This window comes from Streptomyces cyaneochromogenes, assembly GCF_003963535.1.
Taxonomy (GTDB): Bacteria; Actinomycetota; Actinomycetes; order Streptomycetales; family Streptomycetaceae; genus Streptomyces; species Streptomyces shaanxiensis.
Genome location: NZ_CP034539.1, coordinates 258,337 through 283,734 on the forward strand (window position 1 = coordinate 258,337; position 25,398 = coordinate 283,734).

Sequence of the window (25,398 nt, forward strand, 5' to 3'; positions counted from 1 at the left end):
GAGCGGGGTGAACGGCCCGTCGTCTCGGTGCCGTAGTCGGGGGCGGGCAGCGCACGCCGGTCCAGCTTGCCGTTCGGGGTCAGCGGGAAGACGTCGAGCGTGACGAACGCCGACGGGACCATGTAGTCAGGTAGTTGAGCGGCGGCGTGCTCGCGCAGGGCGGTGAGCGGTACGTCCGCGTCGGCGGGGATGAGGTACGCGACCAGGCGTTTGTCGCCGGGGCGGTCCTCGCGTACCAGCACCGCGGCCTGGGTGACTTGTTCGTGGGCGGCCAGGACCGCCTCGATCTCGCCGAGTTCGATGCGATAGCCGCGCAGCTTGACCTGGTCGTCGACGCGGGAGAGGTACTCCAGCTCGCCCTCGGGGGTCCAGCGAACCAGGTCGCCGGTGCGGTACATGCGGGTGCCTGCCCGGCCGTAGGGGTCGGCGACGAAACGCTCGGCTGAGAGCCCCGGGCGGCCGTGGTAGCCCCGGACGACTCCCTCGCCGGCGATGTACAGCTCGCCGGGCACGCCTACCGGCACCGGGCGCAACCCGCCGTCGAGTACGTACACGCGGGTGTTGGCGATCGGCCTGCCGATGCGCGGACGGTCGGAAGCGTCCGCGGTCACCGGCCAGGCGGTGGACCAGACGGTGGTCTCCGTGGGCCCGTACAGGTTGGTCACCGAGGCCGCCCGCTCGGCCAGCGCGCCGGCCAGATCGGCGGGCAGCGCCTCACCACCGACGAGCACGCGCACACCGCCCAGCACCGCGGCGTCCTCGGCCAGGACCGCACGCCACAGGCTGGGCGTCGCCTGCATCACCGAGATGCGCTGAGCCGTGACCGTCGCACACAGCGCCGCCGGATCCCGTACGACATCACGTTCGGCGACCACCACCGCCGCACCGCTGAGCAGCGGCACGAAGAGTTCCAGCCCCGCGATGTCGAACCCGACCGTCGTCACCGCCAACAACCGGTCTCCGACAGTGAGTTGGAACCGGTGCTGCATCGACGTCAGGAAGTTCACCAACGGCGCCTGCGGAACGACCACGCCCTTCGGCCGGCCCGTCGACCCCGAGGTGTAGATGACGTAAGCCGAGTTGTCCGGATCGACGGGTGTGCCTGCCCAGTCGGTGTCGTCGGTCCCGTCCTGTTCATCGAGCAGCAGGCATGGGATATGGAGGTCCGGGAGGACGGAGGTCAGCTCGGAGGTCGTCAGGACGAGTGCCGGCTCGGCGTCCTGGAGCATGTAGGCCAGCCGGTCGGACGGATATTCCGTGTCCAGCGGCAGATACCCCGCCCCGGCCTTCCACACCGCCAGCAACGCGACCACCAGATCGGCGGACCGCGGCAACGCCACCGCGACAAACCGCTCCGGCCGCACACCCCGCTGAACCAGGAGACCGGCGAGACGGCTGGAACGGGCATCGAGTTCGGCGTACGACAGCGACGCGCCACCGGCGACCACGGCCTCCGCATCCGGGGTGGCCGCCACCTGCTCGGCGAACAGCTCCACCACCGAACGACCCGACACCTCACACTCCGTGTCGTTCCACTGGGCAAGCATCGTCCGCCGCTCCGCCTCCTCCAGCAGATCGAGGCGGCCGAGCGGAGCGTCAGGGGCTTCGACCATGCCTTCGAGCAGACGGAGGTAGCGCCTGCCGAAGGCTGCGACGGTGGCTTGGTCGAAGAGGTCGGTGCTGTACTCCAGCACGCCCGCCAGACCACCCGTTCCGCCCGCCTCTTCGGTGAGCCAGAAGGACAGATCGAACTTGCCCGCGCCGGTGTCGGCCGCGGCCGGCGCGACGGTGAGGCCGGGCAACTCCGCCACGGCCTCGCCGACCGCCGACGTGTCGGTGTTGTTGAAGGCCAGCAGCACCTGGAAGAGCGGGTGGCGGGCCGGCGAGCGCTCCGGGTTGAGCACCTCGACCAGCCGCTCGAAGGGCAGATCCTGATGGGCGTAGGCCGCCAGGTTCCGCGTGCGTACGCGCTCGATGAGCGTCCGCGCCGAGGGCAGTCCTGACGTGTCTGCGCGCAGCACCAGCGTGTTGATGAAGACGCCGACCAGGTCATCGAGCGCGGAGTCGGTGCGGCCGGCGACGGGGGTGCCGATGGGGATGTCGGTGCCCGCGCCGAGGCGGGTGAGGAGGGCCGCGAGCCCTGCCTGGACCACCATGAAGGGACTGGCCTGCAGGTCGTGGGCGAGCGCGACCACCTTGCCGTAGAGCTCGGCCGGGACCTCGAACGGGATGCGGTCGCCCCGGAAGGACGCGACGGCGGGCCGAGGCCGGTCGTACGGCAGTTCCAGCTGGTCCGGCAGGCCCGCCAAGGCCTGGGTCCAGTGGCCGAGTTGGCGGGAGATATCACTGTCCGGGTCGTCCTCGTCCCCGAGGGCGGCGCGCTGCCACAGACTGTAGTCGGCGTACTGCACCGGCAGCGGTTCCCAGGCCGGCGGTTCGCCGGTGGTGACGCGCGCCGCGTACGCCGCCGTCAGATCGCGCGCCAGCGGAGCACGCGACCACGCGTCGCTCACGATGTGATGCAGGAGGAGCAGCAGTACGTGCTCCTCGTCGGCGAGTTTGAACAGCGTGGCCCGGAGCGGAAGTTCACCCGAGTCGGCCGACAGGTCGAAGCCCTGTCGGGCCGCGTCGCGCATCCTGTCCTCAAGCTCTGCCCCGTCCGCCTCCACGACTGTCAGCTCGGGCCGCCCCTCGCCGGGGCCGCGCACGACCTGGTACGCCCCGTCGGCGTCCTCGGTGAAGACGGTCCGCAGGCTCTCGTGCCGCGCGACGACGTCGGCGAGGGCATGGTGCAGTGCCTCGCGGTCGAGTTGCCCGGTCAGCCGTAGCGCCAGCGGGATGTTGTACGTGGCGCTGGGGCCCTCGAACTGGTTCAGGAACCACAACCGCTGCTGGGCGTAGGAGACGGGGATTCGGGCCGGGCGGGTGTCGGCGGCGGTCAGAGCCGGACGGGCGGGTCCGTTGGCCGCGAGGGCGTTGGACAGGCCGGCGATGGTGGGGGTCTCGAAGAGCTGGCGGATGGGGAGTTCGGCGCCGAGGGCGGTGCGGATACAGCTGGCCAGCTTGGTGGCGAGCAGGGAGTGGCCGCCGAGTCGGAAGAAGTCGTCGTCGATCGTGACCGAGTCCAGCCCCAGGACCTCGGCGAACAGACCGCACAGCATCTCCTCGCGGGGCGTACGGGGAGCGCGGCCCGTGGTCTCGGTGCCGTAGTCCGGAGCGGGCAGGGCACGCCGGTCCAGCTTGCCGTTCACCGTCAACGGCAGCGCGTCAAGGGTGACGTAGGCGGTGGGGGCCATGTAGTCCGGGAGCTTCGCGGCCGCGTGCTGCCGCAGCTCGGACTCCGATACTGCGTCCCGGGTCACGAGGTAGGCCACCAGTCGCTGGTCGCCGGGGCGGTCCTCGCGGACGATCACCGCTGCCCGGGCGATGTTCGGGTGGGCGGCGAGGACGGCCTGGATCTCGCCGAGCTCGATCCGGAAGCCGCGCACCTTGACCTGGTCATCGACCCGGCCGACATAGACCAGCTGCCCGTCCGCATTCCAGCGGGCCACATCCCCCGTCCGGTACATCCGCGCACCGGGCGGACCATACGGATCGGCGGTGAAGCGCTCAGCCGTCAGATCCGCACGCCGGTGATAGCCGCGCGCCAGCACCGTGCCCGCGATGTACAACTCCCCCGCCACGCCCGGCGGGACCGGCCGCAGCTGCGCGTCCAGAACATAGGCGCGGGTGTTCCAGAACGGACGGCCGATCGGCACCGGACCGCCCGAGACGTCTGTACCAGGGGATATGACGTAGTCGGTGCAGTTGATGGTCGCCTCGGTCGGACCGTAGGCGTTGACCACGGTCACGTCCGGGTGCGCGGTCCGCCAGGAGGTCAGTGCCTCCCCCACCAGCGCCTCACCACCCGTGATCAGCATCCCCGACGGGGACACCTCCTCCGGCAAGGCCTCCAGCAGGCCCAGGTGGGAGGGGGTGACCTTCATGAACGACGGCCGACCAGCATCGGCTGCGTGCTCGTCCAGCCCGGCCAGCACCACCCGGCCACCGCTCACCAGGGGCGTATACAGCGCCGTCACCGTCAGGTCGAACGCCACCGAGGAGTGCAGCAACGCCGTACCGGACGCATCGGGATACACCTCACGCGCCCGCTCCAGATACGCCCCCACCGACGCGTGCTCGACCACCACACCCTTCGGCCGCCCCGTCGACCCCGACGTGAAGATCACATACGCCGGATGCCGCAACTCAAGAGCCACATCGTCGATCGGCTCATCGGAGAACCCGGCCGCCTGCTCCAGCAGCACCGGATCGTCGATGACCAGCACGGGCTCGGCGTCGGAAAGGATGTGCGCCACCCGCTCCGCCGGATACTCCGGATCGATCGGTACGTACGCACCCCCGGCCTTCACCACCGCCAGCAAAGCCACCACCAGCTCCACCGACCGAGGCAACATCACCCCGACGAACGACTCCGGCTCCACCCCCCGATCGACCAACCACCGAGCCACCCGGTTCGACCACGCATCCAACTCCCCATACGTCAGACTCCGATCCCCACACACCACGGCCACCGCACCCGGCGTCCGCGCCACCTGCTCACCGAACAACACCGGCAACGACACACCCCGCACATCCCGGGACACACCGTTCCAACCCACCAACACCCGCTCCCGCTCGGCAGGGTCAAGGATCTCCACGTCATGGACACGGCGTTCGGGATCACCGGCCAGCGCCGACAGGACGCGCACGAAGCGTTCGGCGATGCTCTGCGCGGTGGCCCGGTCGAACAGGTCTGTGCTGAAGTCCAGCACCCCATGGCGCTCCGCCAGCCTGAAGGACAGATCGAACTTGGCGGCGCCCGCGCCGACCGGCCGGCCCGTGACCTCCAGGCCGGGCAGTGAGGCGACGGCGGACGCCGCACGCTGTTCGGTGTTGTCCATCGTCAGCATGGTCTGGAAGAGGGGATGCCGGGACAGCGACCGTTCCGGATTGACCGCCTCCACGAGTCGCTCGAACGGCAGGTCCTGATGGCCGTAGGCCGCCAGGTCCGTCTCTCGCACCCGTCCGATCAGCTCGGCGAAGGTGGGGTCGCCGGAGGTGTCGGTGCGTAGCACCAGCGTGTTGACGAAGAAGCCGACCAGTTCGTCCAGCGCGTCATCGGTACGCCCCGCGATCGGCGTGCCCAGCGGAATGTCCGTACCGCCGCCCAGCCGCGTCAGCAGGGCCGCAAGCCCCGCCTGGACGACCATGAACAGACTGGCCCGGTGTTCCCGGGCAACCTTCACCAGCCCTTCGTACACGCCCTCCGGCAACTCGAAGCCGACCCGATCACCCTCATACGAAGCCCGCGCCGGCCGCGGCCGGTCGAAGGGCAGCACCAGTTCCTCGGGCAGACCCGCCAACGCTTGCGTCCAGAAGGCGAGCTGGCCCGACACCTCACTGTCCGCGTCGTCCTCGGAGCCGAGCAGGTCGCGTTGCCACAGGCTGTAGTCGGCGTACTGCACGGGCAGCGGCTCCCAGGCCGGCGCCTCACCGGCGGTGGCCCGTGCCGTGTAGGCCGCCGTCAGGTCGCGCGCCAGCGGACCCATCGACCACGCGTCACCCGCGATGTGGTGAACGACGACGACGAGCACATGCTCCTCGGCACCGAGCCTGAACAGCCATGCCCGCAGCGGCAGATCGACCGCCAGGTCGAAGGCGGTACGCGTGGCTCGGCGCAGTTCGTGGTCGAGGGTCTCCTCGTCCGTCGCGACGACGGTCAGCTCGGGCCGCGCCTCAGCCGGGTCGCGTACGACCTGGTAGGCGCCCTCGGCGTCGTCCGCGAAGACCGTACGCAAGCTCTCGTGCCGTGCGACGAGATCCGTGAGTGCCGTGCGAAGTGCGCTCTCGTCCAGAGCACCGGACAGGCGGAGCGCGACCGGGATGTTGTACGTCGCACTCGGCCCCTCGAACTGGTGGAGGAACCACAGCCGCTGCTGGGCGAGGGAGAGCGGGAGGCGCTCGGGGCGGGGGGAGGTCGCACGCAGCGGCGTCCGCGCTGCCGTGGACTCATCGAGGATGACGGCCAGTTGGGCGACGGTGGGAGCCTCGAAGATCCGCCGGACGGGGAGTTCGGCGTCCAGGACGGTGCGGATCCGGCTGACCAGCTTGGTGGCCAGCAGCGAGTGGCCGCCGAACTGGAAGAAGTCGTCGTCGATCGTGACCGTTTCCAGACCGAGCACCTCGGCGAACAGACCGCACAGGATCTCCTCGCGGGGCGAGCGGGGGCCCCGACCGGTTGTTTCGATGGCGTAGTCGGGGGCGGGGAGCGCCCGACGGTCCAGCTTGCCGTTCGGCGTGAGCGGGAAGACGTCCATGGTCACGAACGCCGACGGCACCATGTACTCGGGCAGTTGAGCCCCAACGTGCTCACGCAGGGCGCTGAAAGGTACGTCCGCGGCGGCCGGGATGAGGTAGGCGACCAGGCGTTTGTCGCCGGGGCGGTCCTCGCGCACCAGCACCGCCGCCTGCGCGACCTGCTCGTGGTCGGCCAATACGGCTTCGATTTCGCCGAGTTCGATGCGGTAGCCGCGAAGCTTGACCTGGTCGTCGAGGCGAGAGAGGTACTCCAGCTCGCCGTTGCCCGTCCACCGCACCAGGTCACCCGTGCGATACATCCGAGAGCCCGCCGCACCGTACGGGTCGGCCACGAAACGCTCCCCGGACAGCCCCGGGCGACCGTGGTAACCGCGCACCACACCCTCACCGGAGATGTACAGCTCGCCGGGCACGCCCACCGGCACCGGGCGCAGCCCGCCATCCAGCACATACACCCGCGTATTCGCAATCGGCCGCCCGATCCGCGGCTGCCGCGCCCGCTCAGCGGTGACCTCCCAGGCAGTGGACCAAATGGTGGTCTCCGTCGGGCCGTACAGGTTGGTCACCGAGGCCGCCCGCTCGGCCAGCGCGCCGGCCAGATCGGCGGGCAGCGCCTCACCACCGACGAGCACGCGCACACCGCCCAGCACCGCGGCGTCCTCGGCCAGGACCGCACGCCACAGGCTGGGCGTCGCCTGCATCACCGAGATGCGCTGAGCCGTGACCGTCGCACACAGCGCCGCCGGATCCCGCACGACATCACGTTCGGCGACCACCACCGCCGCACCGCTGAGCAGCGGCACGAAGAGTTCCAGCCCCGCGATGTCGAACCCGACCGTCGTCACCGCCAACAACCGGTCCTCGGCGGTGAGTTGGAACCGGTCCTGCATCGACGTCAGGAAGTTCACCAACGGCGCCTGCGGCACCACCACGCCCTTCGGCCGGCCCGTCGACCCCGAGGTGTAGATGACGTACGCGGACGTGTTCAGGTCGATGTCCAGCGCGGGGACGCCCTCGCCCACGGTCAGGTCCGTGGCATCCACGAGCAGACGCGGGACACCGAGATCCGGCAGATCCCCGTTCAGCTCAGTAGTCGTCAGGACGAGTACGGGCTCGGCGTCCTGGAGCATGTACGCCAGCCGCTCCGCCGGATACTCCGTGTCCAGCGGCAGATACGCCGCCCCCGCCTTCCACACCGCCAGCAACGCCACCACCAGATCGGCAGACCTGGGCAACGCCACCGCCACAAACCGTTCGGCCCCCACCCCCTGCTGAATCAGCAGGCCGGCCAGACGACTTGCGCGCGCATCCAACTCGGCATACGACAGCGACACACCACCCGCAACCACCGCCTCCGCATCCGGAGTACGCGCCACCTGTTCCCCGAACAGCTCCACCACCGAACGATCCGGCAGCTCACGCACCGTGTCGTTCCAGTTCCCCAGAACCGTCCGGAGCTCCGCGTCCTCCAGCAGTTCAAGACCGCCGACCGGGGACGTCGGATCCGCCATGGCCGCGTCGAGAAGGCGGAGAAGTCGGACGGTGAGGCTGTGAGCCGTCTGGCGGTCGAACAGGTCGGTGCTGAATTCCAGTACGCCGCCCAGCGCGCACACCTGCCCGTCCGCGTCATGACGCTCGGTGAAGCCGAAGGCGAGGTCGAACTTGGCAACGTCCGAATCGACGAGCCGGTGCTCCGCGGAGAGTCCCGGCAGACCCCCGAGGGAGCCGAACGCCCCCTCGTAGTCCGTGTTGTTGAGCGTGAGCAGCACCTGGAACAGCGGATGCCTGGCGAGCGATCGCTCCGGGTTGACCGCCTCCACCAGCCGCTCGAAGGGCAGGTCCTGGTTGCCGTATGCCGCGAGGTTCGTCTCCCTGACCCGTGCCACGAGTTCGGCGAAAGTGGGGTTCCCGGAGGTGTCGGTGCGCAGCACCAGTGTGTTCAGGAAGACGCCGATCAGCTCGTCGAGCGCGCTGTCGGTGCGGCCTGCGACAGGAGTGCCGATCGGGATGTCGGTGCCCGCGCCGAGACGGGTCAGCAGCGCGGCGAGCCCGGCCTGGAGCACCATGAAGGGGCTGGCCTGGGCGTCGCGGGCCACGTCGGTGATGCGCCCGTACAGTTCGGCCGGGATGTCGAAGGGGACCCGGTCGCCGCGGTAGGAGGCGACGGACGGACGGGGGCGGTCGTAGGGCAGCTCCAGTTGATCCGGAATACCCTCCAACGCTCCGGTCCAATAGGAGAGTTGACGCGAGATCTCACTCTTGGGGTCGCTCTCGTCACCCAGGAGCTCGCGCTGCCACAGGCTGTAGTCGGCGTACTGCACCGGCAGCGGTGCCCAGGCCGGCGGCTCACCGGTGGTGACACGGGCCGCGTACGCAGCCGTCACATCACGGGCCAGCGGGGAACGCGACCACCCGTCACTCACGATGTGATGCGTCAGGGCGAGCAGTACGTGCTCGTTCTCCGCGACCGCGAACAGCACGGCACGGAAGGGGATTTCTGCGGCGAGGTCGAAGGGATGGGCCGCCGCCTCGGCGAGGGCGGCGCGCAGCCGCTCCTCGTCCGTCTCGACGACCTCCATCTCCAGGCGCGCCTCGTCGGCGGCGAGGACGATCTGACGGGAGCCGCCCGCGTCCTCGGTGAAGACGGTCCGCAGGCTCTCGTGCCGCGCCACCACGTCCGCGAGCGCCAGGTGCATCGCCTGCCGGTCCAGCGGGCCGGTCAGCCGCAGCGCCACCGGGGAGTTGTAGGTGGCACTGGGGCCCTCGAACTGGTTCAGGAACCACAGCCGCTGCTGTGCGTGGGAGAGAGGAATCCGGGCGGGTCGCGGGTCCACCGCCGTGACGGCCCGGCGTGCGGTGTCGGTCTCCAGAGCGGTGGACAGGCCGGCGATGGTCGGGGTCTGGAAGAGCTGGCGGATGGGGAGTTCGGCGCCCAGGGCGGTACGGATGCGGCTGACCAGTTTCGTCGCCAGCAGCGAATGCCCACCGAGGCGGAAGAAGTCGTCGTCGATCGACACCGACTCCACACCCAGCACCTCGGCGAACAGACCGCACAGGATCTCTTCGCGGGGCGTACGGGGAGCGCGGCCCGTGGTCTCGGGGCCGTAGTCGGGGGCGGGCAGCGCACGCCGGTCCAGCTTGCCGTTCACCGTCAACGGCAGCTCATCGAGGGTCACGAACGCGGAGGGCACCATGTAGTCCGGCAGCTGCGCGGCCACGCGCTCCCGCACGCCGGTCACCGGCTCGTCCCCGGCGGCCACGAGGTATGCCACCAGGCGCTGGTCGCCGGGCCTGTCTTCGCGGACGACGACAGCGGCCTGCGCCACCTGCTCATGACGGGCCAGGACGGCCTGGATCTCGCCGAGTTCGATCCGGAAGCCCCGCACCTTCACCTGGTCGTCGACGCGGCCGACGTAGACCAGCTGACCGTCACGGTTCCAGCGGGCCATGTCCCCGGTGCGGTACATCCGGGTTCCGGGCGGGCCGTACGGGTCCGCCATGAAGCGTTCCGCCGTCAGGTCCGCACGCTGCCAGTAGCCACGGGCCAGCACCACACCACCGACATACAACTCCCCCGCCACGCCGGGCGGGACGGGCCGCAGCTGCGCGTCGAGTACGTAGGCGCGGGTGTTCCAGAACGGACGGCCGATCGGCACCGGACCGCCCGAGACGTCCGTACCAGGGGATATGACGTAGTCGGTGCAGTTGACGGTCGCCTCGGTCGGACCGTAGGCGTTGACCACGGTCACGTCCGGGTGCGCGGTCCGCCAGGAGGTCAGTGCCTCCCCCACCAGCGCCTCACCACCCGTGATCAGCATCCCCGACGGGGACACCTCCTCCGGCAAGGCCTCCAGCAGGCCCAGGTGGGAGGGGGTGATCTTCATGAACGACGGCCGACCAGCATCCGCTGCGTGCTCGTCCAGCTCGGCCAGCACCACCCGGCCACCACTCACCAGCGGCGTGTACAGGGCCGTCACCGTCAGGTCGAACGCCACCGAGGAGTGCAGCAACGCCGTGCCGGAGGCATCGGGATACACCTCGCGGGCCCGCTCCAGATACGCCCCCACCGACGCGTGCTCGACCACCACACCCTTCGGCCGACCCGTCGACCCCGACGTGAAGATCACATACGCCGGATGCCGCAACTCATGCCCAACACCCTCAACCGGACCATCCTCGAACCCGGCCGCTTGCTCCAGCTGCACCACGTCATTGATGAACAGCACCGGATCCGCATCCGCGAGGATGTGCGCCACCCGCTCCGCCGGATACTCCGGATCGATAGGTACGTACGCACCCCCGGCCTTCACCACCGCCAGCAGCGCCACCACCAGCTCCACCGACCGAGGCAACATCACCCCGACAAACGACTCCGGCCCAACCCCCCGGCCCACCAACCACCGAGCCACCCGGTTCGACCAGGCGTCCAACTCCGCATAGGTCAGCACCCGTTCACCGGCCACCACAGCCTCGGCATCCGGCGTACGAGCCACCTGCTCCGCGAAGAGCAACGGCAGCGACACCCCCCGCACATCCCGGGACGCACCGTTCCACTCCACCAACACCCGATCCCGCTCGGCCGGGTCGAGGATCTCCACCTCGCCCACCCGCCGCCCCGGCCCCTCGGCGAGAGCGGTCAGAACACGGACGAAACGCTCGGCGATGCCCTGCGCGGTCTCCCGGTCGAACAGATCCGTGCTGAAGTCCAGGCCACCGGTGCGCTCCGCGAGGTGGAACGAGAGGTCGAACTTGGCGGCACCCGCGCCGACCGGCCGGCCCGTGACCTCCAGGCCGGGCAGCGAGGCCACGGTTGCCGCCGCGCCCTGCTCGGTGTTGTCCATCGTGAGCATGGTCTGGAACAGCGGATGCCGGGACAGCGATCGCTCCGGGTTGACCACCTCGACCAGCCGCTCGAACGGCAGGTCCTGATGGGCGTAGGCCGCCAGGTTCCGTGCCCGCACCCGCTCGATCAGCTCCGTGAACGTGGGATCCCCGGAGGTGTCGGTGCGCAGCACGAGCGTGTTGACGAAGAAGCCGACCAGGTCGTCCAGGGCGTCGTCCGTGCGGCCGGCGATCGGCGTGCCCAGCGGGATGTCCGTGCCTGCGCCGAGCCGGGTCAGCAGAGCCGCGAGCCCCGCCTGGACGACCATGAACAGACTGGCCCGGTGCTCCCGGGCAACCCGCACCAGCCCCTCGTAGACACCTTCCGGCAGCTCGAAGCCGACCCGGTCACCCTGGTACGAGGCCACCGCCGGCCGCGGCCGGTCGGACGGCAGCACCAGTTCCTCCGGCAGGCCCGCCAGTGCCTCCTGCCAGTAGGAGAGCTGACGGGACAGCTCACTGCCCGGGTCGGACTCGTCGCCCAGGACCGCGCGCTGCCACAGGCTGTAGTCCGCGTACTGCACCGGCAGCGGCTCCCAGCCCGGAGCACCCAGGCCGGACGCCCGTGAGGCGTAGGCTGCCGTCAGATCGCGCGCCAGCGGACCCATCGACCACGCGTCACCGGCGATGTGATGCACGACCACGACGAGAACGTGCTCGTCCTCGTCCAGCCTCAACAGCGAGGCCCGCAGCGGCAGATCCACCGCCAGATCGAAGACCGTACGCGCCGCCCGGCCCAGCTCCTCCTCCAGCCGCCCGGCATCCGTGTCGACCACGGTCAGCTCGGCACCGGCCCGGTCCGCGTCCAGCACCACCTGGTGCGAGCCCTCCGCGTCCTCGGCGAAGACCGTCCGCAGACTCTCGTGCCGCGCCACGACATCCGCCAGCGCCAGCCGCAGGGCCGCCTCGTCCAGCACACCCGACAGCCGCAGCGCGACCGGGATGTTGTACGTCGCGCTCGGGCCCTCGAACCCGTGCAGGAACCACAGCCGCCGCTGGGCGAAGGACAGCGGGATCCGGTCGGGCCGGGCCACCCGCCGTACCCTTCCGCGTGCCACCGCGGAGTCGTCGAGAGCGGAGGCGAGTTGGGCGACCGTGGGAGCCTCGAAGACGCGGCGGACGGCGAGTTCGACGTCCAGTACCGAGCGGATCCGGCTGACCAGCTTGGTGGCGAGGAGGGAGTGGCCGCCGAGGGCGAAGAAGTCGTCGTCGATCGACACCGTCTCCAGGCCCAGCACCTCGGCGAACAGCCCGCACAGGATCTCCTCGCGCGGCGAGCGCGCGGCCCGGCCTCCCGCGCCGTCGGAGCCGTACTCCGGGGCGGGCAGGGCACGCCGGTCCAGCTTGCCGTTCGGGGTGAGCGGGAAGACCTCCATGGTCACGAACGCCGACGGCACCATGTACTCGGGCAGCTGGGCGGCCAGGTGGTCGCGCAGCTCCGGTATCCAGAGGCTGCCGTCGCCGGCCGGGACGAGGTAGGCGACCAGCCGCTTGTCGCCGGGACGGTCCTCGCGCACCAGCACGGCCGCCTGGGCCACCTGCTCGTGTGCGGCCAGCACCGCCTCGATCTCGCCGAGTTCGATGCGGTAACCGCGCAGCTTGACCTGGTCGTCGACGCGGGAGAGGTACTCCAGGTCGCCATCCGCGGTCCAGCGCGCCAGGTCACCGGTCCGGTACATGCGGGTTCCGGTCGCGCCGTGGGGGTCGGCGACGAAACGCTCCGCCGAGAGCTCCGGGCGTCCGTGATAGCCGCGGACCACACCCTCGCCGGCGATGTACAGCTCGCCCGGCACCCCGACCGGCGCCGGGCGCAGACCGGCATCCAGCACGTACACGCGCGTGTTGGCGATCGGCCGGCCGATCCGCGGCTGCCGCGCCCGCTCGGCCGTGACTTCCCAGGCCGTCGACCAGATCGTCGTCTCCGTGGGCCCGTACAGGTTCGTCACCGAGGCCGCCCGCGCCGCAAGCGCCTGCGCCAGGTCCGCGGGCAGTGCCTCGCCGCCGACCAGTACCCGCACCCCGCCGAGCACGGCGGCGTCCTCGGCCAGCAGCGCACGCCACAGACTGGGCGTCGCCTGCATCACCGACACACCCTGCCCGGTGATCAGACCGCACAGCGCCGCCGGATCCCGCACCGCCTCACGTTCGGCGACGACCACCGCCGCGCCGCTGAGCAGCGGCACGAACAGTTCCAGCCCCGCGATGTCGAACCCGACCGTCGTCACCGCCAACAACCGGTCCCGACCGGTGAGTTGGAACCGGTCCTGCATCGACGTCAGGAAGTTCACCAACGGCGCCTGCGGCACCACCACGCCCTTCGGCCGGCCCGTCGACCCCGACGTATAGATCACATATGCCGCGTTGCTCAGGTCGGCGGCCGGCAGTCGGGCGCCCTCGCCGTCGTTCAGGTCCGTGTCGTCCAGCAGCAGGCGCGGGATGCCGAGGTCCGGCAGAACCGCGTTCAGCTCAGCGGTCGTCAGGACGAGCGCGGGCTCGGCGTCCTGGAGCATGTACGCCAGCCGCTCCGCCGGATACTCCGTGTCCAGCGGCAGATACGCCGCCCCCGCCTTCCACACCGCCAGCAACGCCACCACCAGGTCCGCGGACCTCGGCAACGCCACGGCCACGAATCGCTCCGCCCGCGCACCGCGCTCCACCAGCAACCGTGCGAGACGGCTCGAACGGGCATCGAGCTCGGCGTACGACAGCGACACTCCGCCCGCCACCACCGCGTCCGCGTCCGGCGTGGCCGCCGCCTGCTCGGCGAACAGCTCCACCACCGAACGCCCGGGCACCTCTGCCACCGTGTCGTTCCAGTCGGCGAGCAGCGTCCGCCGCTCCGCCTCCTCCAGCAGATCGAGGTGCCCGAGCGGCATGTCGGCGTCGGCTGTCACGGCGTGCAGGATCCGTACGAAGCGGTCGAGGAACCGCTGGGCAGCGTCCTCGTCGAAGACGTCGGTCCGGTACTTGAGGCGGAACGTCATGGTGTCGCGCGCGGAGCCCACGAGCATCAGCGGGTAGTGGGTGGCCTCGCTGTCCTTGCCGGGGACGAGGCTGATCCCGGGGCCGACGCGGTCGCCGGCCACACCCGCTCCGGACGAGCCGCCCGACGGCTGGACGGGGTAGTTCTGGAAGACCATCGACGTGTCGAAGAGCTCGCCGTGCCCGGCCGCCCGCTGGATCTCCGCGAGTTCCAGGTGCTGGTGCGGGGTGAGCCGGGTCTGCTCGTCCTGGACGCGGGCGAGGAGGGCGGAGAGCGGCTCGGCGGGGCGCAGCCGTACCCGGGTGGGCAGGGTGTTGATGAAGAGGCCCACCATGCGTTCGACGCCCTCGATCTCGGGCGGCCGGCCGGAAACGGTGGTGCCGAAGACGATGTCGTCGCGTCCGGTGTGCTTGGCCAGGGCGGTGGCCCAGGCCGTCTGCACGACGGTGTTGAGGGTGACGCCGTGGCGGCGGGCGACCTCGGACAGGGCGGCCGTGTCGACGTCGGAGAGGGAGGCGTGGACCTCTTCGCTGGTGGCCGCGGAGCGGGCGAGGCCGGGGGCGAGCTGCGTCGGCTCGTTGATGTCGGCCAGGGCCTCGCGCCATGCCGTACGGGCGGCCTCGCGATCCTGGGCGCCGAGCCAGTTGAGGTAGTCGCGGTAGGGGCGGACCCGGGGCAGAGCGCTCTCGTCGCCGCCTCGCTCGTACAGCGCGAACAGTTCGCCCATGAGGATCGGCAGCGACCAGCCGTCCAGCACCAGGTGGTGGTTGGTGAACACCATGCGGTATTGGTCGGCGCCGAGTCGCAGCAGGGTGAAGCGCAGCAGGGGCGGCCTGGTCACGTCGAAGCGGGTGGTGCGCTCGGCCGTCATGGCCTCGGCGACGGCCGCCGTGCGCTCCTCCTCCGGCAGCCCGCTCAGGTCCCGCTCCTCCCAGGGCAGCGGGACCTCGCGCAGCACCAGCTGCGCCCAGTCACCGTTCTTGCGCTGCCGGAAGGCCGCGCGCAGGTTGGCATGGCGGGCCAGGAGCGCCTTCGCGGCGGCGTGCAGGGCGGAGGTGTCCAGGGCGCCTTCGATGTCGAAGGACATCTGCACGACGTAGGGGTCCAGGTCGCCCTCGTCGTAGACGCTGTGGAAGAGCAGGCCCTCCTGAAGCGGGGCCAGCGGCAGGATGTCCTCGATCTTCCGCGGAGTGCGGCTCACTTCTGGGGCCCTTCTTCCTCGTCAAGAGCGTGTGCGTCGTCCGATGACTCGAACTCGTCCTCGTCGTAGAGCTCGCCGAACTCGTCCTCGAACTCCTCGATCTCGTCCTGCGTGATCGAGGAGAGCGAGACGTCGGACGGTGTCAGCCCGCCGGCGTCGGGGTTCTCGGCATGGGTCACCAGGGCTTCGAGCGCCTGGAACCACAGTTCGGCCAGTTCCCGGACCTCGGCCTCGTCGAGGATCCCCGCGGCCCAGCTCCAGGTCGCGACGAGCCGCGATCCGTCAGGGCCGTCGTGCGTACGGGCGTTGAGTTCCAGAGCGTGTGCCAGCGGCAGATGGCCGGGGTCGCCGGCCACGGCGTCGATACCGCTGAGCGGGGTCCAGGAGTCGGCGGTCCGGCCGTCGCCCCCCGCCGTCGAGAACCGGCCGAGGTAGTTGAAGGCGACCTGGGGTTCCGCCAGGCTCGCGAAGCCTTCCGCCGTGGCCGGGTTGAGGTGGCGTACGAGGCCGTAGCCCATGCCCTTGTCGGGCACGGACCGCAGCTGTTCCTTGATGCGCTTGAGCACGGTTCCGGCGGCGGGGCCGCCCGTCAGCGCCTCGGTGACGTCGGCGGAACCGGTGTCCAGGCGTACGGGGTAGAGGTTGGTGAACCAGCCCACCGTGCGGGACAGTTCGGTGCCGGGCACCAGGTGCTCCTCGCGTCCATGTCCCTCCAGGTCGAGCAGCAGACCGGCGCCGTCGCCCCGCCAGCGCGTCCAGGCCAGCGTGAACGCGGTCAGCAGCACATCGTTGACCTCGGCGTTGAACGCCGCCGGCACCCGCGTCAGCACCGCCTCGGTGACGCTCACCGGCAGGGTGAGGCTGATCCGTCCCGCCGTCGCGGTGGTGTCCTGTGCCGGGTCCAGTGCCCGCCGCCCCAGCAGCGGGTCGCCGAGCCGCAGTACGTCCTGCCACCAGGCGGCGTCGGCGCCCCAGGCCGGCTTGGCGGCCTCCTCCGTCAGCCGCTGTGCCCATCGGCGCAACGAGGTGCCCACCGGCTGGAGTTCCGGCGCGTGGCCGGTGGCGACCGCCTCGTAGGCCTCGGCGAGATCGGGGACGAGGATGCGCCACGACACTCCGTCCACGACCAGGTGGTGCACGATCAGGAGCAGCAGGCCCGGGGTGTCCGTGCCGCGGTCGAACCACACGACCTGTACGAGCCTGCCCGCGTCGAGGTCGAGCCGGTCGCGGGCGGCTTCGCCCTCGGCCCGTACCAGGGCGTGCAGCGACTGCTCGTCGTCGGCGTCGGCCGCGGCCACCCGGCGTACGACGGTCGAGGCGTCGACCGAACCCGTCTGCCGTACCTCCAGCCGCCGCTCCGGGCCGTCCGTCAGCCGTGCCCGCAGGGCGTCGTGGTGGTCGAGGAGCGTCTGGACGGCGTGTGTGAGGGTCGTGAGGTCGAGCGCGGCGGGTGCCTGGAGGACGGCGGACATGTTGAATCCGTCCAGGTCGTCACCGCGCCGCAGCAGCCAGTGCTTGATCGGGGTCAGGGGGACGTCGCCGATGCCCGCGCCCGGCTCCTCGGCGACCGCGCCGGCGGTCTCGGTGACGACCTCGGCGAGGGCGGCGACCGTGCGGTGCTCGAAGATGTCGCGGACGGTCAGTTCGAGTCCGGCCCGACGGGCGCGGCCCACGAGCTGGATGGACATGATGCTGTCGCCGCCCAGGTCGAAGAAGCCGTCGTCGATGCCGACGGCGTCGACGCCGCCTTGCCCCAGTACCTCGGCGAACAGCCCGCACAGGAGCTTCTCCCGCTCGGTGCGCGGCCCGTGGCCGGTGCCGCCCGCGCGCCCCGCGCTCCGGGCCGGGTCGGGGGCGGGCAGGGCGCGCCGGTCCAGCTTGCCGTTGGCGGTGAGGGGCAGCGCCTCGAGGAGGAGCACGGCCGACGGGACCATGTAGTGCGGCAGTTGGTGTTCGACGTGGGTGCGCAGGGCCCGCGCCAGAGCGGTGTTCTGCTCGTCGGATGCCAGTGGGGTGTGCGGTACGACGTAGGCGACCAGCCGGGTGGGGCCGCCGGGCGTGTCGTCGCGGGGGACGACGACCGCGGTGTCGACGGCCGGGTGGTCGGCGAGTACGGCCTCGACCTCGCCCGGCTCGACACGGAACCCGCCGATCTTCACCTGGTGGTCGGCTCGGCCCAGGAACTCCAGCTCGCCGGTCCGGTTCCAGCGCACGATGTCGCCGGTGCGGTACATCCGTGCGCCCGGGCCGCCGAACGGGGAGGCGACGAAGCGCTCCGCGCTGCGGTCGGGGCGGCCCAGGTAGCCGCGGGCCAGCTGGGCGCCGCCGATGTAGAGCTCGCCGCGCACACCCGGTGGCACCGGGCGCAGCCCGGCGTCCAGCACGTACACCTCGGTGTTCCACAGCGGCTGCCCGATCGAGGCGGCCGAGGGCCATTCGTCGATGTCGTCGGGAAGGGTGGCCGAGGTGGCCGCGTGGGTCTCGGCGGGGCCGTAGATGTTGTGCGCCATGCGCCGCCAGCCACCCGCGCCGGCGCCGCGGTCACCGCCGCCCGGGCCGGAGCCGCCCGCACAGAAGGCGCGCAGTTCGCCGCTGAGCCGGAACTGCTCGCCGCCCTGGAAGATGTCGGTGAGGGAGTCCAGCAGTTCACCGCGGTCCGCGGCGGCCGCCAGCACCGCGTCTATCACCAGCGTGGGCGCGAACAGCTCGTTCACGCCGTGGCGGTTGATCCACGCGGCGAGTTCGTAGGCGTCCCGGCGCACCTGCTCCTCGGGGATCACCAGGGTCTTGCCCGCGACCAGTGCCTGCAGGATCTCCTGCACCGCGAAGTCGAAGGAGACGGCGAGGAACTGGGCGGTGCGGGTGCCCACCCCGCCGCTGTAGGTGCCGGTGTGCCAGGCGAGCAGGTTCATCAGGGAGGACATCGGCATCACCACGCCCTTGGGGGTGCCGGTGGATCCCGAGGTGTAGACGACGTACGCCGGGTGGCGCGGGTCGAGCGGGCGGGCCCGGTCGGCGTCGGTGAGGGCGGTGGCGGGGGCGAGCGCCAGCTCCTTCGCCACCGCCGGGTCGTCCAGCACCAGGCCGGTGTCGGCCGCGAGGCCCTCGCCCAGCAGGGGCCGGGTGGCCGTGTCCGTGATCACGGCGGCCGGTGCGCAGTCCGCCAGGATGCCGCGCAGCCGCTGCTCGGGCGCGGAGGTGTCCAGGGTGAGGAAGGCCGCCCCCGTCTTGAGGGCCGCCACCAGGGCCACGACCAGCTCCGCCGACCGGGGCAGGGCGATCGCCACCACGTCCTCGCCGCCGATACCCCGGCCGGCCAGCAGACGGGCCAGCCGGTTGGCGCGGGCGTCGAGTTCCCCGTACGACAGGGTGGTGTCCTCCGAGATCAGCGCGGTGGCGTCCGGCACCTCGCCGGCCTGGCGCTCGAACAGCACGGGCACGGTGTGCGGCGGCACCTCGTGCGCGGTGCGGTTCCACTCCCGCAGGGTCCGACGGGCCTCGGTCTGCGTCAGCACGTCGAGCCGCCCGATCCTGCGCTGCGGGTCGGCGACCACGCCTTCGAGCACGCGCAGCATCCGCTCCGCGAAGCCGGTGACGGTGTCACGGTCGAAGAGGTCGGCGTTGTACTCGACGGCGGCGTGCATGCCGGTCGCCTCGCCCTGCGGGCCGTACGTCTCGTCGAAGAAGAAGGCCAGGTCGAACTTGGCGCGTCCGGTCTCCGGGGCCCGTACGTCGACGGTCAGACCGGGCAGCGACAGCCCTTCCAGGGCGTCCTGGTTGTTGTCGAGGCCCAGCAGCACCTGGAAGAGGGGGTGGCGGGCCAGCGAGCGGACCGGGCTGAGGACTTCGACGAGCCGCTCGAAGGGGAGGTCCTGGTGGGCGTACGCGCCGAGGTTGGCCTCCCGGACGCGGCCGACGAGTTCCTCGAACGTCGGGTCGCCGGAGGTGTCGGTGCGCAGCACCAACGTGTTGACGAAGAACCCGACCAGTTCCTCCAGGGCGTCGTCGGTGCGGCCCGCGATGGGGCTGCCGACGGGGATGTCCGTACCGGCTCCGAGACGGGTCAGCAGGGTCGCGAGGGCGGCCTGCACGACCATGAACAGGCTGGAGCGGGTGGAGCGGGCCAGGTCGGCGAGGCCCGCGTGCAGCTGTGCCGGGACCTCGAAGGCGACCCGGCCGCCACGGTGGGACTGCCTCGGCGGCCGCGGCCGGTCGGCGGGCAGCTCCAGCTCCTCCGGGAGGTCGGCCAGCGCGCTCCTCCAGTGGGCGAGCTGGCGGGAGATCTCACTGTCGGGGTCGTCCTCGTCGCCGAGCACATCCCGCTGCCAGAGCGTGTAGTCGGCGTACTGCACCGGCAGCGGCTCCCACTGCGGAGCCCGGCCGGTGGTGACCCGGGCGGCGTACGCGCGGGACAGGTCCCGGGCCAGCGGGCCCAGTGACCAGCCGTCGCCCGCGATGTGGTGGACCACCAGGACCAGGACGCAGTCGCCGGAGTGCGAGGTGAACAGCCATCCCCGGATGGGCAGTTCGGCCGTCAGGTCGAAGGGGTGCGACGCGGCGGCCAGTACCCGATCGTCCAGCTCCTGCGGGGCGACCTCCTCCTCGATGAGCTCCGGCCGGGCCTGCGCGACGGGCAGGATGACCTGCCGGCCGCCGGCCCCTTCCTCCGCGAACAGGGTGCGCAGGCTCTCGTGCCGCTCGACGAGGTCGACGAGGGCCAGCCGCAGTGCTGCACGGTCCAGGGTCCCCGTGAGCCGCAGCGTGACGGGGATGTTGTACGTCGCGCTGGGGCCCTCCAGGTTGTGCAGGAACCACAGCCGCTGCTGGGCGTACGACAGCGGGATCCGGGGCGGGCGGGGCATGGGGGTCACGGCGCGCCGGGTGAGGGCGACCGCACCTTCGGCCGCCTGGGCGTCGAGCGCCTCGGACAGGCCCTCGACCGTCGGGTTCTCGAAGAGCCTGCGGATGGAGATCTCCGCGCCGAGCACGGAGCGGACCCGGCTGAGCAGCCGTACGGCGGACAGGGAGTGGCCGCCGAGCTCGAAGAAGTTGTCGTCGATGCCCACGGAGGCGGCGGGGACGCCGAGCAGTTCGGCGAAGAGGGTGCACAGGATCTGTTCACGCGGGCTGCGGGGGGCGCGCGAGGCCCGCGGCTTGGCTGCTGCTGCTTGGGAACCCTGCTCCTCGGGGAGTTCGAGGAGCAGCAGTTCCCCGTCGTGGGACCAGCGGGCGATACGGCCGGTCGCGTGAGTCTCCTCGCCGACTGTGACGTAGAGCTGCCCGGGGACTCCGGGCGGCACCGGCTGCCGGGTGTCGTCCAGAACATGGGCCCTGGTCACGGGCTGCTCCGCGGCTGTCGGCTCGGGCAGCCGGGACAGCCCGGCCAGCACGGCGGCCACACTCGTGCGCCCGGCGTCGCTCCACTCCTCCATCAGGGCCGTCCGCTCCGCCGCGTCCAGGATGTCCGCCTCGGTGAGCGTGCGGTCCGGTTCCTCGGCCATGGCCGCCAGCAGCCGCAGATAGCGGTCCGCGATCGACCGTGCCGTACGCCGCTCGAACAGCCCGGTGCTGAACTCCAGGTCCGCGGCGATACCGGCGGGCCGGCCCGCGTCGTCGAACCGCTCCGTCAGCTCGAAGTTCAGGTCGAACTTGGTGTCCTCGATCGGCAGCCGTTCCAGCTCCACGGACAGCCGCGGCAGCCGGGCGGCCCGCGCGACCGTGGCCCGCGGATCGGTGTGATGGAGCGTCAGGCTCACCTGGAAGAGCGGGTGCCGGGAGGTCGAGCGCTCGGGGTTGACCGCCTCCACCAGCCGCTCGAAGGGCAGGTCCTGATGCGCGTATGCGGCCAGGTCCGCTGCCCGGACTCGCTCGATCAGCCGGCTGAAGCTCGGGTCACCGGAGGTGTCGGTGCGCAGCACCAACGTGTTGGCGAAGAAGCCGACCAGTTCCTCCACCGCCGTGTCGGTGCGGCCGGCGACGGGCGTGCCGATGGGAATGTCGGTGCCCGCGCCGAGGCGGGTGAGCAGGGCCGCGAGGCCCGCCTGAAGCACCATGAACAGACTGGAGCGGGTGGAGCGGGCCAGGTGGTTCAGCGCCCGGTGCAGCTCGGCGGGCACGACGAACGACTCCGTTCCGCCGCGTTGCGTGAGCCCGTCGTCGCGCCGCCGGTCGACGGGCAACTCCAGCTCCGTCGGCAGATGCGCCAACGCCTCGGTCCAGTGGGCGAGTTGGCGGGAGATCTCGCTGTCCGGGTCGTCCTCGTCCCCGAGGACGTCGCGCTGCCACAGCGTGTAGTCCGCGTACTGGACGGGCAGCGGCTCCCACTCCGGCGCCTCCCCGGTGGTGACCCGAGCCGTGTACGCCGCCGCCACATCCCGCGTCAGCGGGCCCATCGACCAGCCGTCGCCCGCGATGTGGTGCAGGAGCAGCAGCAGTACGTGCTCCTCGTCGGCGAGCCTGAACAGCGTGGCCCGGAGCGGGATCTCCACAGCCAGATCGAACACATGGCGGGCATGCGCGGTCAGCTGTTCCGTGAGCCGCTCCTCGTCCACATCCCGTACGTCGAGCCCGAGCACCGCCTCTTGCGGCGCGAGCACGATCTGCGTGAACCCCTCCTCGTCCTGCCCGAACACCGTCCGCAGGCTCTCGTGCCGCGCGACGACGTCGGCGAGGGCATGGCGCAGTGCCTCGCGGTCGAGATGCCCGGTCAGCCGCAGCGCGCCGGGTGCGTTGTAGGCCGTGCTCCCGTCCTCCAGCAGATCCAGGAACCGCAGGCGCTGCTGGGCGTAGGAGACGGGGACCCGGGCGGGGCGCGGGTCCGCGGCGGTCAGAGCCGGACGGGCGGAGATATCGGTCGTCAGCACCTCCGCCACACCGGCCACGGTCGGGGTCTCGAAGAGCTGGCGGATGGGGAGTTCGGCGCCGAGGGCGGTGCGGATGCGGCTGGCCAGCTTGGTGGCGAGCAGGGAGTGGCCGCCGAGTCGGAAGAAGTCGTCGTCGATCGTGACCGAGTCCAGCCCCAGGACCTCGGCGAACAGACCGCACAGCATCTCCTCGCGGGGCGTACGGGGAGCGCGGCCCGTGGTCTCGGTGCCGTAGTCGGGGGCGGGCAGGGCACGCCGGTCCAGCTTGCCGTTCACCGTCAACGGCAGCGCGTCGAGGGTGACGAACGCGGAGGGCACCATGTAGTCCGGCAACTGGGCGGCGACATGCTCCCGCACACCGGCCATCGGCTCGTCCCCGTCGGGGACAAGGTAGGCCACCAGGCGCTGGTCGCCGGGGCGGTCCTCACGGACGATCACCGCTGCACGGGCGATGCGCGGGTGGGCGGCGAGGACGGCCTGGATCTCACCGAGCTCGATCCGGAAGCCGCGCACCTTGACCTGGTCATCGACCCGGCCGACATAGACCAGCTGCCCGTCCGCATTCCAGCGGGCCACATCACCCGTCCGGTACATCCGCGCACCGGGCGGACCGTACGGATCGGCGGTGAAGCGTTCCGCGGTCAGGTCCGCACGCCGGTGATAGCCGCGCGCCAGCACTACGCCGCCGACGTACAACTCCCCCGCCACACCCGGCGGGACCGGTCGCAGCTGCGCGTCGAGTACGTAGGCGCGGGTGTTCCAGAACGGCCGCCCGATCGGCACCGGACCGCCAGGCACCTGCGCACCCGGAGCCACCACGTAGTCGGTGCAGTTGACCGTCGCCTCGGTCGGACCGTAGGCGTTGATGACCGTCACGTCCGGGTGCGCGGCCCGCCAGGAGGACAGTGCCTCCCCCACCAGCGCCTCACCACCCGTGATCAACATTCCGGAGGGAGAGGTCTGCTGCGGTAGGGCCTCCAACAGCCCCAGATGAGAGGGCGTGACCTTCATGAACGACGGCCGACCACCGTCCGCTGCGTGCTCGTCCAGCTCGGCCAGTACCACCCGGCCACCGCTCACCAGCGGCGTGTACAGCGCCGTCACCGTCAGGTCGAACGCCACCGAGGAGTGCAGCAACGCCGTACCGGACGCATCGGGATACACCTCTCGCGCCCGCTCAAGATACGCCCCCACCGAACCGTGCTCAACGACCACACCCTTCGGCCGACCCGTCGACCCCGACGTGAAGATCACATACGCCGGATGCCGCAACTCATGCCCAACACCCTCAACCGGACCATCCTCGAACCCGGCCGCTTGCTCCAGCTGTGCCACGTCATTGATGAACAGCACCGGATCCGCATCCGCGAGGATGTGCGCCACCCGCTCCGCCGGATACTCCGGGTCGATAGGTACGTACGCACCCCCGGCCTTCACCACCGCCAGCAGCGCCACCACCAGCTCCACCGACCGAGGCAACATCACCCCGACAAACGACTCCGGCCCAACCCCCCGGCCCACCAACCACCGAGCCACCCGGTTCGACCACGCATCCAACTCCCCATACGTCAGGGAGACATCACCCGCGACCAACGCCACCGCATCCGGCGTCCGCGCCACCTGCTCCGCGAACAACACCGGCAACGACACCCCCCGCACATCCCGGGACACGCCGTTCCACTCCACCAACACCCGCTCCCGCTCGGCCTCCTCCAGAAGCTCCACGTCACCGATCCGGCACTCCGGATCCTCCGCGAGAGCCTCCAGAATCCGCACCAACCGCCCCTGGTGCGCGGCGAGTTCGCGCGCGTCGTAGAGCGCGGGGTCGGCATCGAACTCGACACGCACGCCGGTGCCGGAGTCGGCGGTGCCATAGAAGTTGATCTTCAGGTCGTTGACGGGGCCCGTGGACAGGGGGTGGGCGATGGCCGGGCTGTCGCCGAAGTGGAGTTCGCCGGCGAAGCCGACGACATTGATCGTGGGGCCCAGCCGGGCCTGGCGCCCGCCCGAGCGGCCCAGCTCCCTGACGAGTTCCTCGCCCCGGAAGCGCTGGTGCCTGATGACATCGGCCAGGGAGCGCGAAACGGTCGCGGCCAGCTCCGCGAAGGTGGTATGCGGCGTGGTGGTCACGCGGATCGGCAGGATGTTGACCATGGCGCTCGGCGTCGTCAGGGAGACCCGGCCGGTGCGGCCCGCGAGGGGCAGGGTGAAGGTGAGGTCGGTACGGCCCGTCATGCGGTGGTAGAGGACGGCCGTCGCCGCGATGGCCAGCGCGGGCCACTGCACGTTGAGCCGTTCGGCCAGCACGGTGAGCCGGTCGGCCAGAGCCGGCGGCAGGCCCTGGATGTGGCGCAGGCTGCTGTGCGTGGGACCGGCGGGCGAGCGGTCGGCGAGCGCGACCGGCTCCGGGACGCCGTCGGCGAACAGAGCGAGCCAGTGGTCGCGGTCCTGGGACTGCCGGCGCGAGCCGGGGTACGAGGATTCGTCGGCGACGACCCGGTCCAGGCTCGCGAAGCCGGTCGCCGGAGGTTGGTCACCCGCGAGCAGGGCCGTGTAGAGGGCGGCGACACGGGCTCCGTACACTGCCTGGCCGAAGGCGTCGATGACCGCGTGGTGGTAGCGGTGGAAGTAGAAGGACCGGTTGTCGTCCAGGAGCAGCAGCACCTGGGCGCTCAGCGGGCCGCGGGTGAGGTCGAAGAGCTTGGTCATCTCCTCGTCCATCCACCGGTGCGCGGCGGCTTCCGGGTCCGGGGCGTCGCGGAGGTCGAGCAGTTCGAGGGGCCGGGGCTCGGCGGGTCCGACGATCTGCCACAGCGTCGGATCGCCGCTGTCGGTGTCGGTCTCCTCGACGAAGTAGGACCGGAGCGCCTCGGTCTCGTCCACGGCCCGCCGTACCGCTTCCTGGAGGATGCTCGTGTCGACCGGGCCGTCGATCTCGACGTAGGCGCCGCAGTTGTAGAGGGGGCTGTCCGGCTGCAGCTGCTGGGCGACCCAGATGCCCAGTTGGGCGGCGGCCACGGGTCGACGGAGCGTACGGGCGTCGGACATGACGGAGCGGTCCTCTCGGTTCTGCGGTGCGGGGCGCGTACGGACGGCGGACGGGCGCGGGC

Annotated in this window: 2 protein-coding genes (1 of these 2 only partly in view); both read right to left on the reverse strand. The window is 71.2% G+C overall.

What is annotated here, in order from left to right:
- Positions 1-15,425 carry the 5' portion of a non-ribosomal peptide synthase/polyketide synthase gene (locus EJ357_RS00980; RefSeq protein ID WP_126387700.1) on the reverse strand. The gene continues 4,948 nt to the left of window position 1, outside the view, so 15,425 of the gene's 20,373 nt are visible here — the first part of the coding sequence; its start codon is at positions 15,423-15,425; its stop codon lies beyond the left edge, outside the window.
- A complete protein-coding gene (locus EJ357_RS00985; RefSeq protein WP_126387702.1) occupies positions 15,422-25,336 on the reverse strand; it encodes a non-ribosomal peptide synthetase in 9,915 nt (3,304 codons plus the stop codon). The genes EJ357_RS00980 and EJ357_RS00985 overlap by 4 nt, the downstream gene beginning before the upstream one ends.
- Between the last annotated feature and the right edge of the window lie 62 nt (positions 25,337-25,398).

Excerpts from the sequence above, each read along its gene's own strand:
- EJ357_RS00985 (WP_126387702.1), bottom strand. The coding sequence starts at position 25,336 with ATGTCCGACGCCCGTACGCTCCGTCGACCCGTGGCCGCCGCCCAACTG.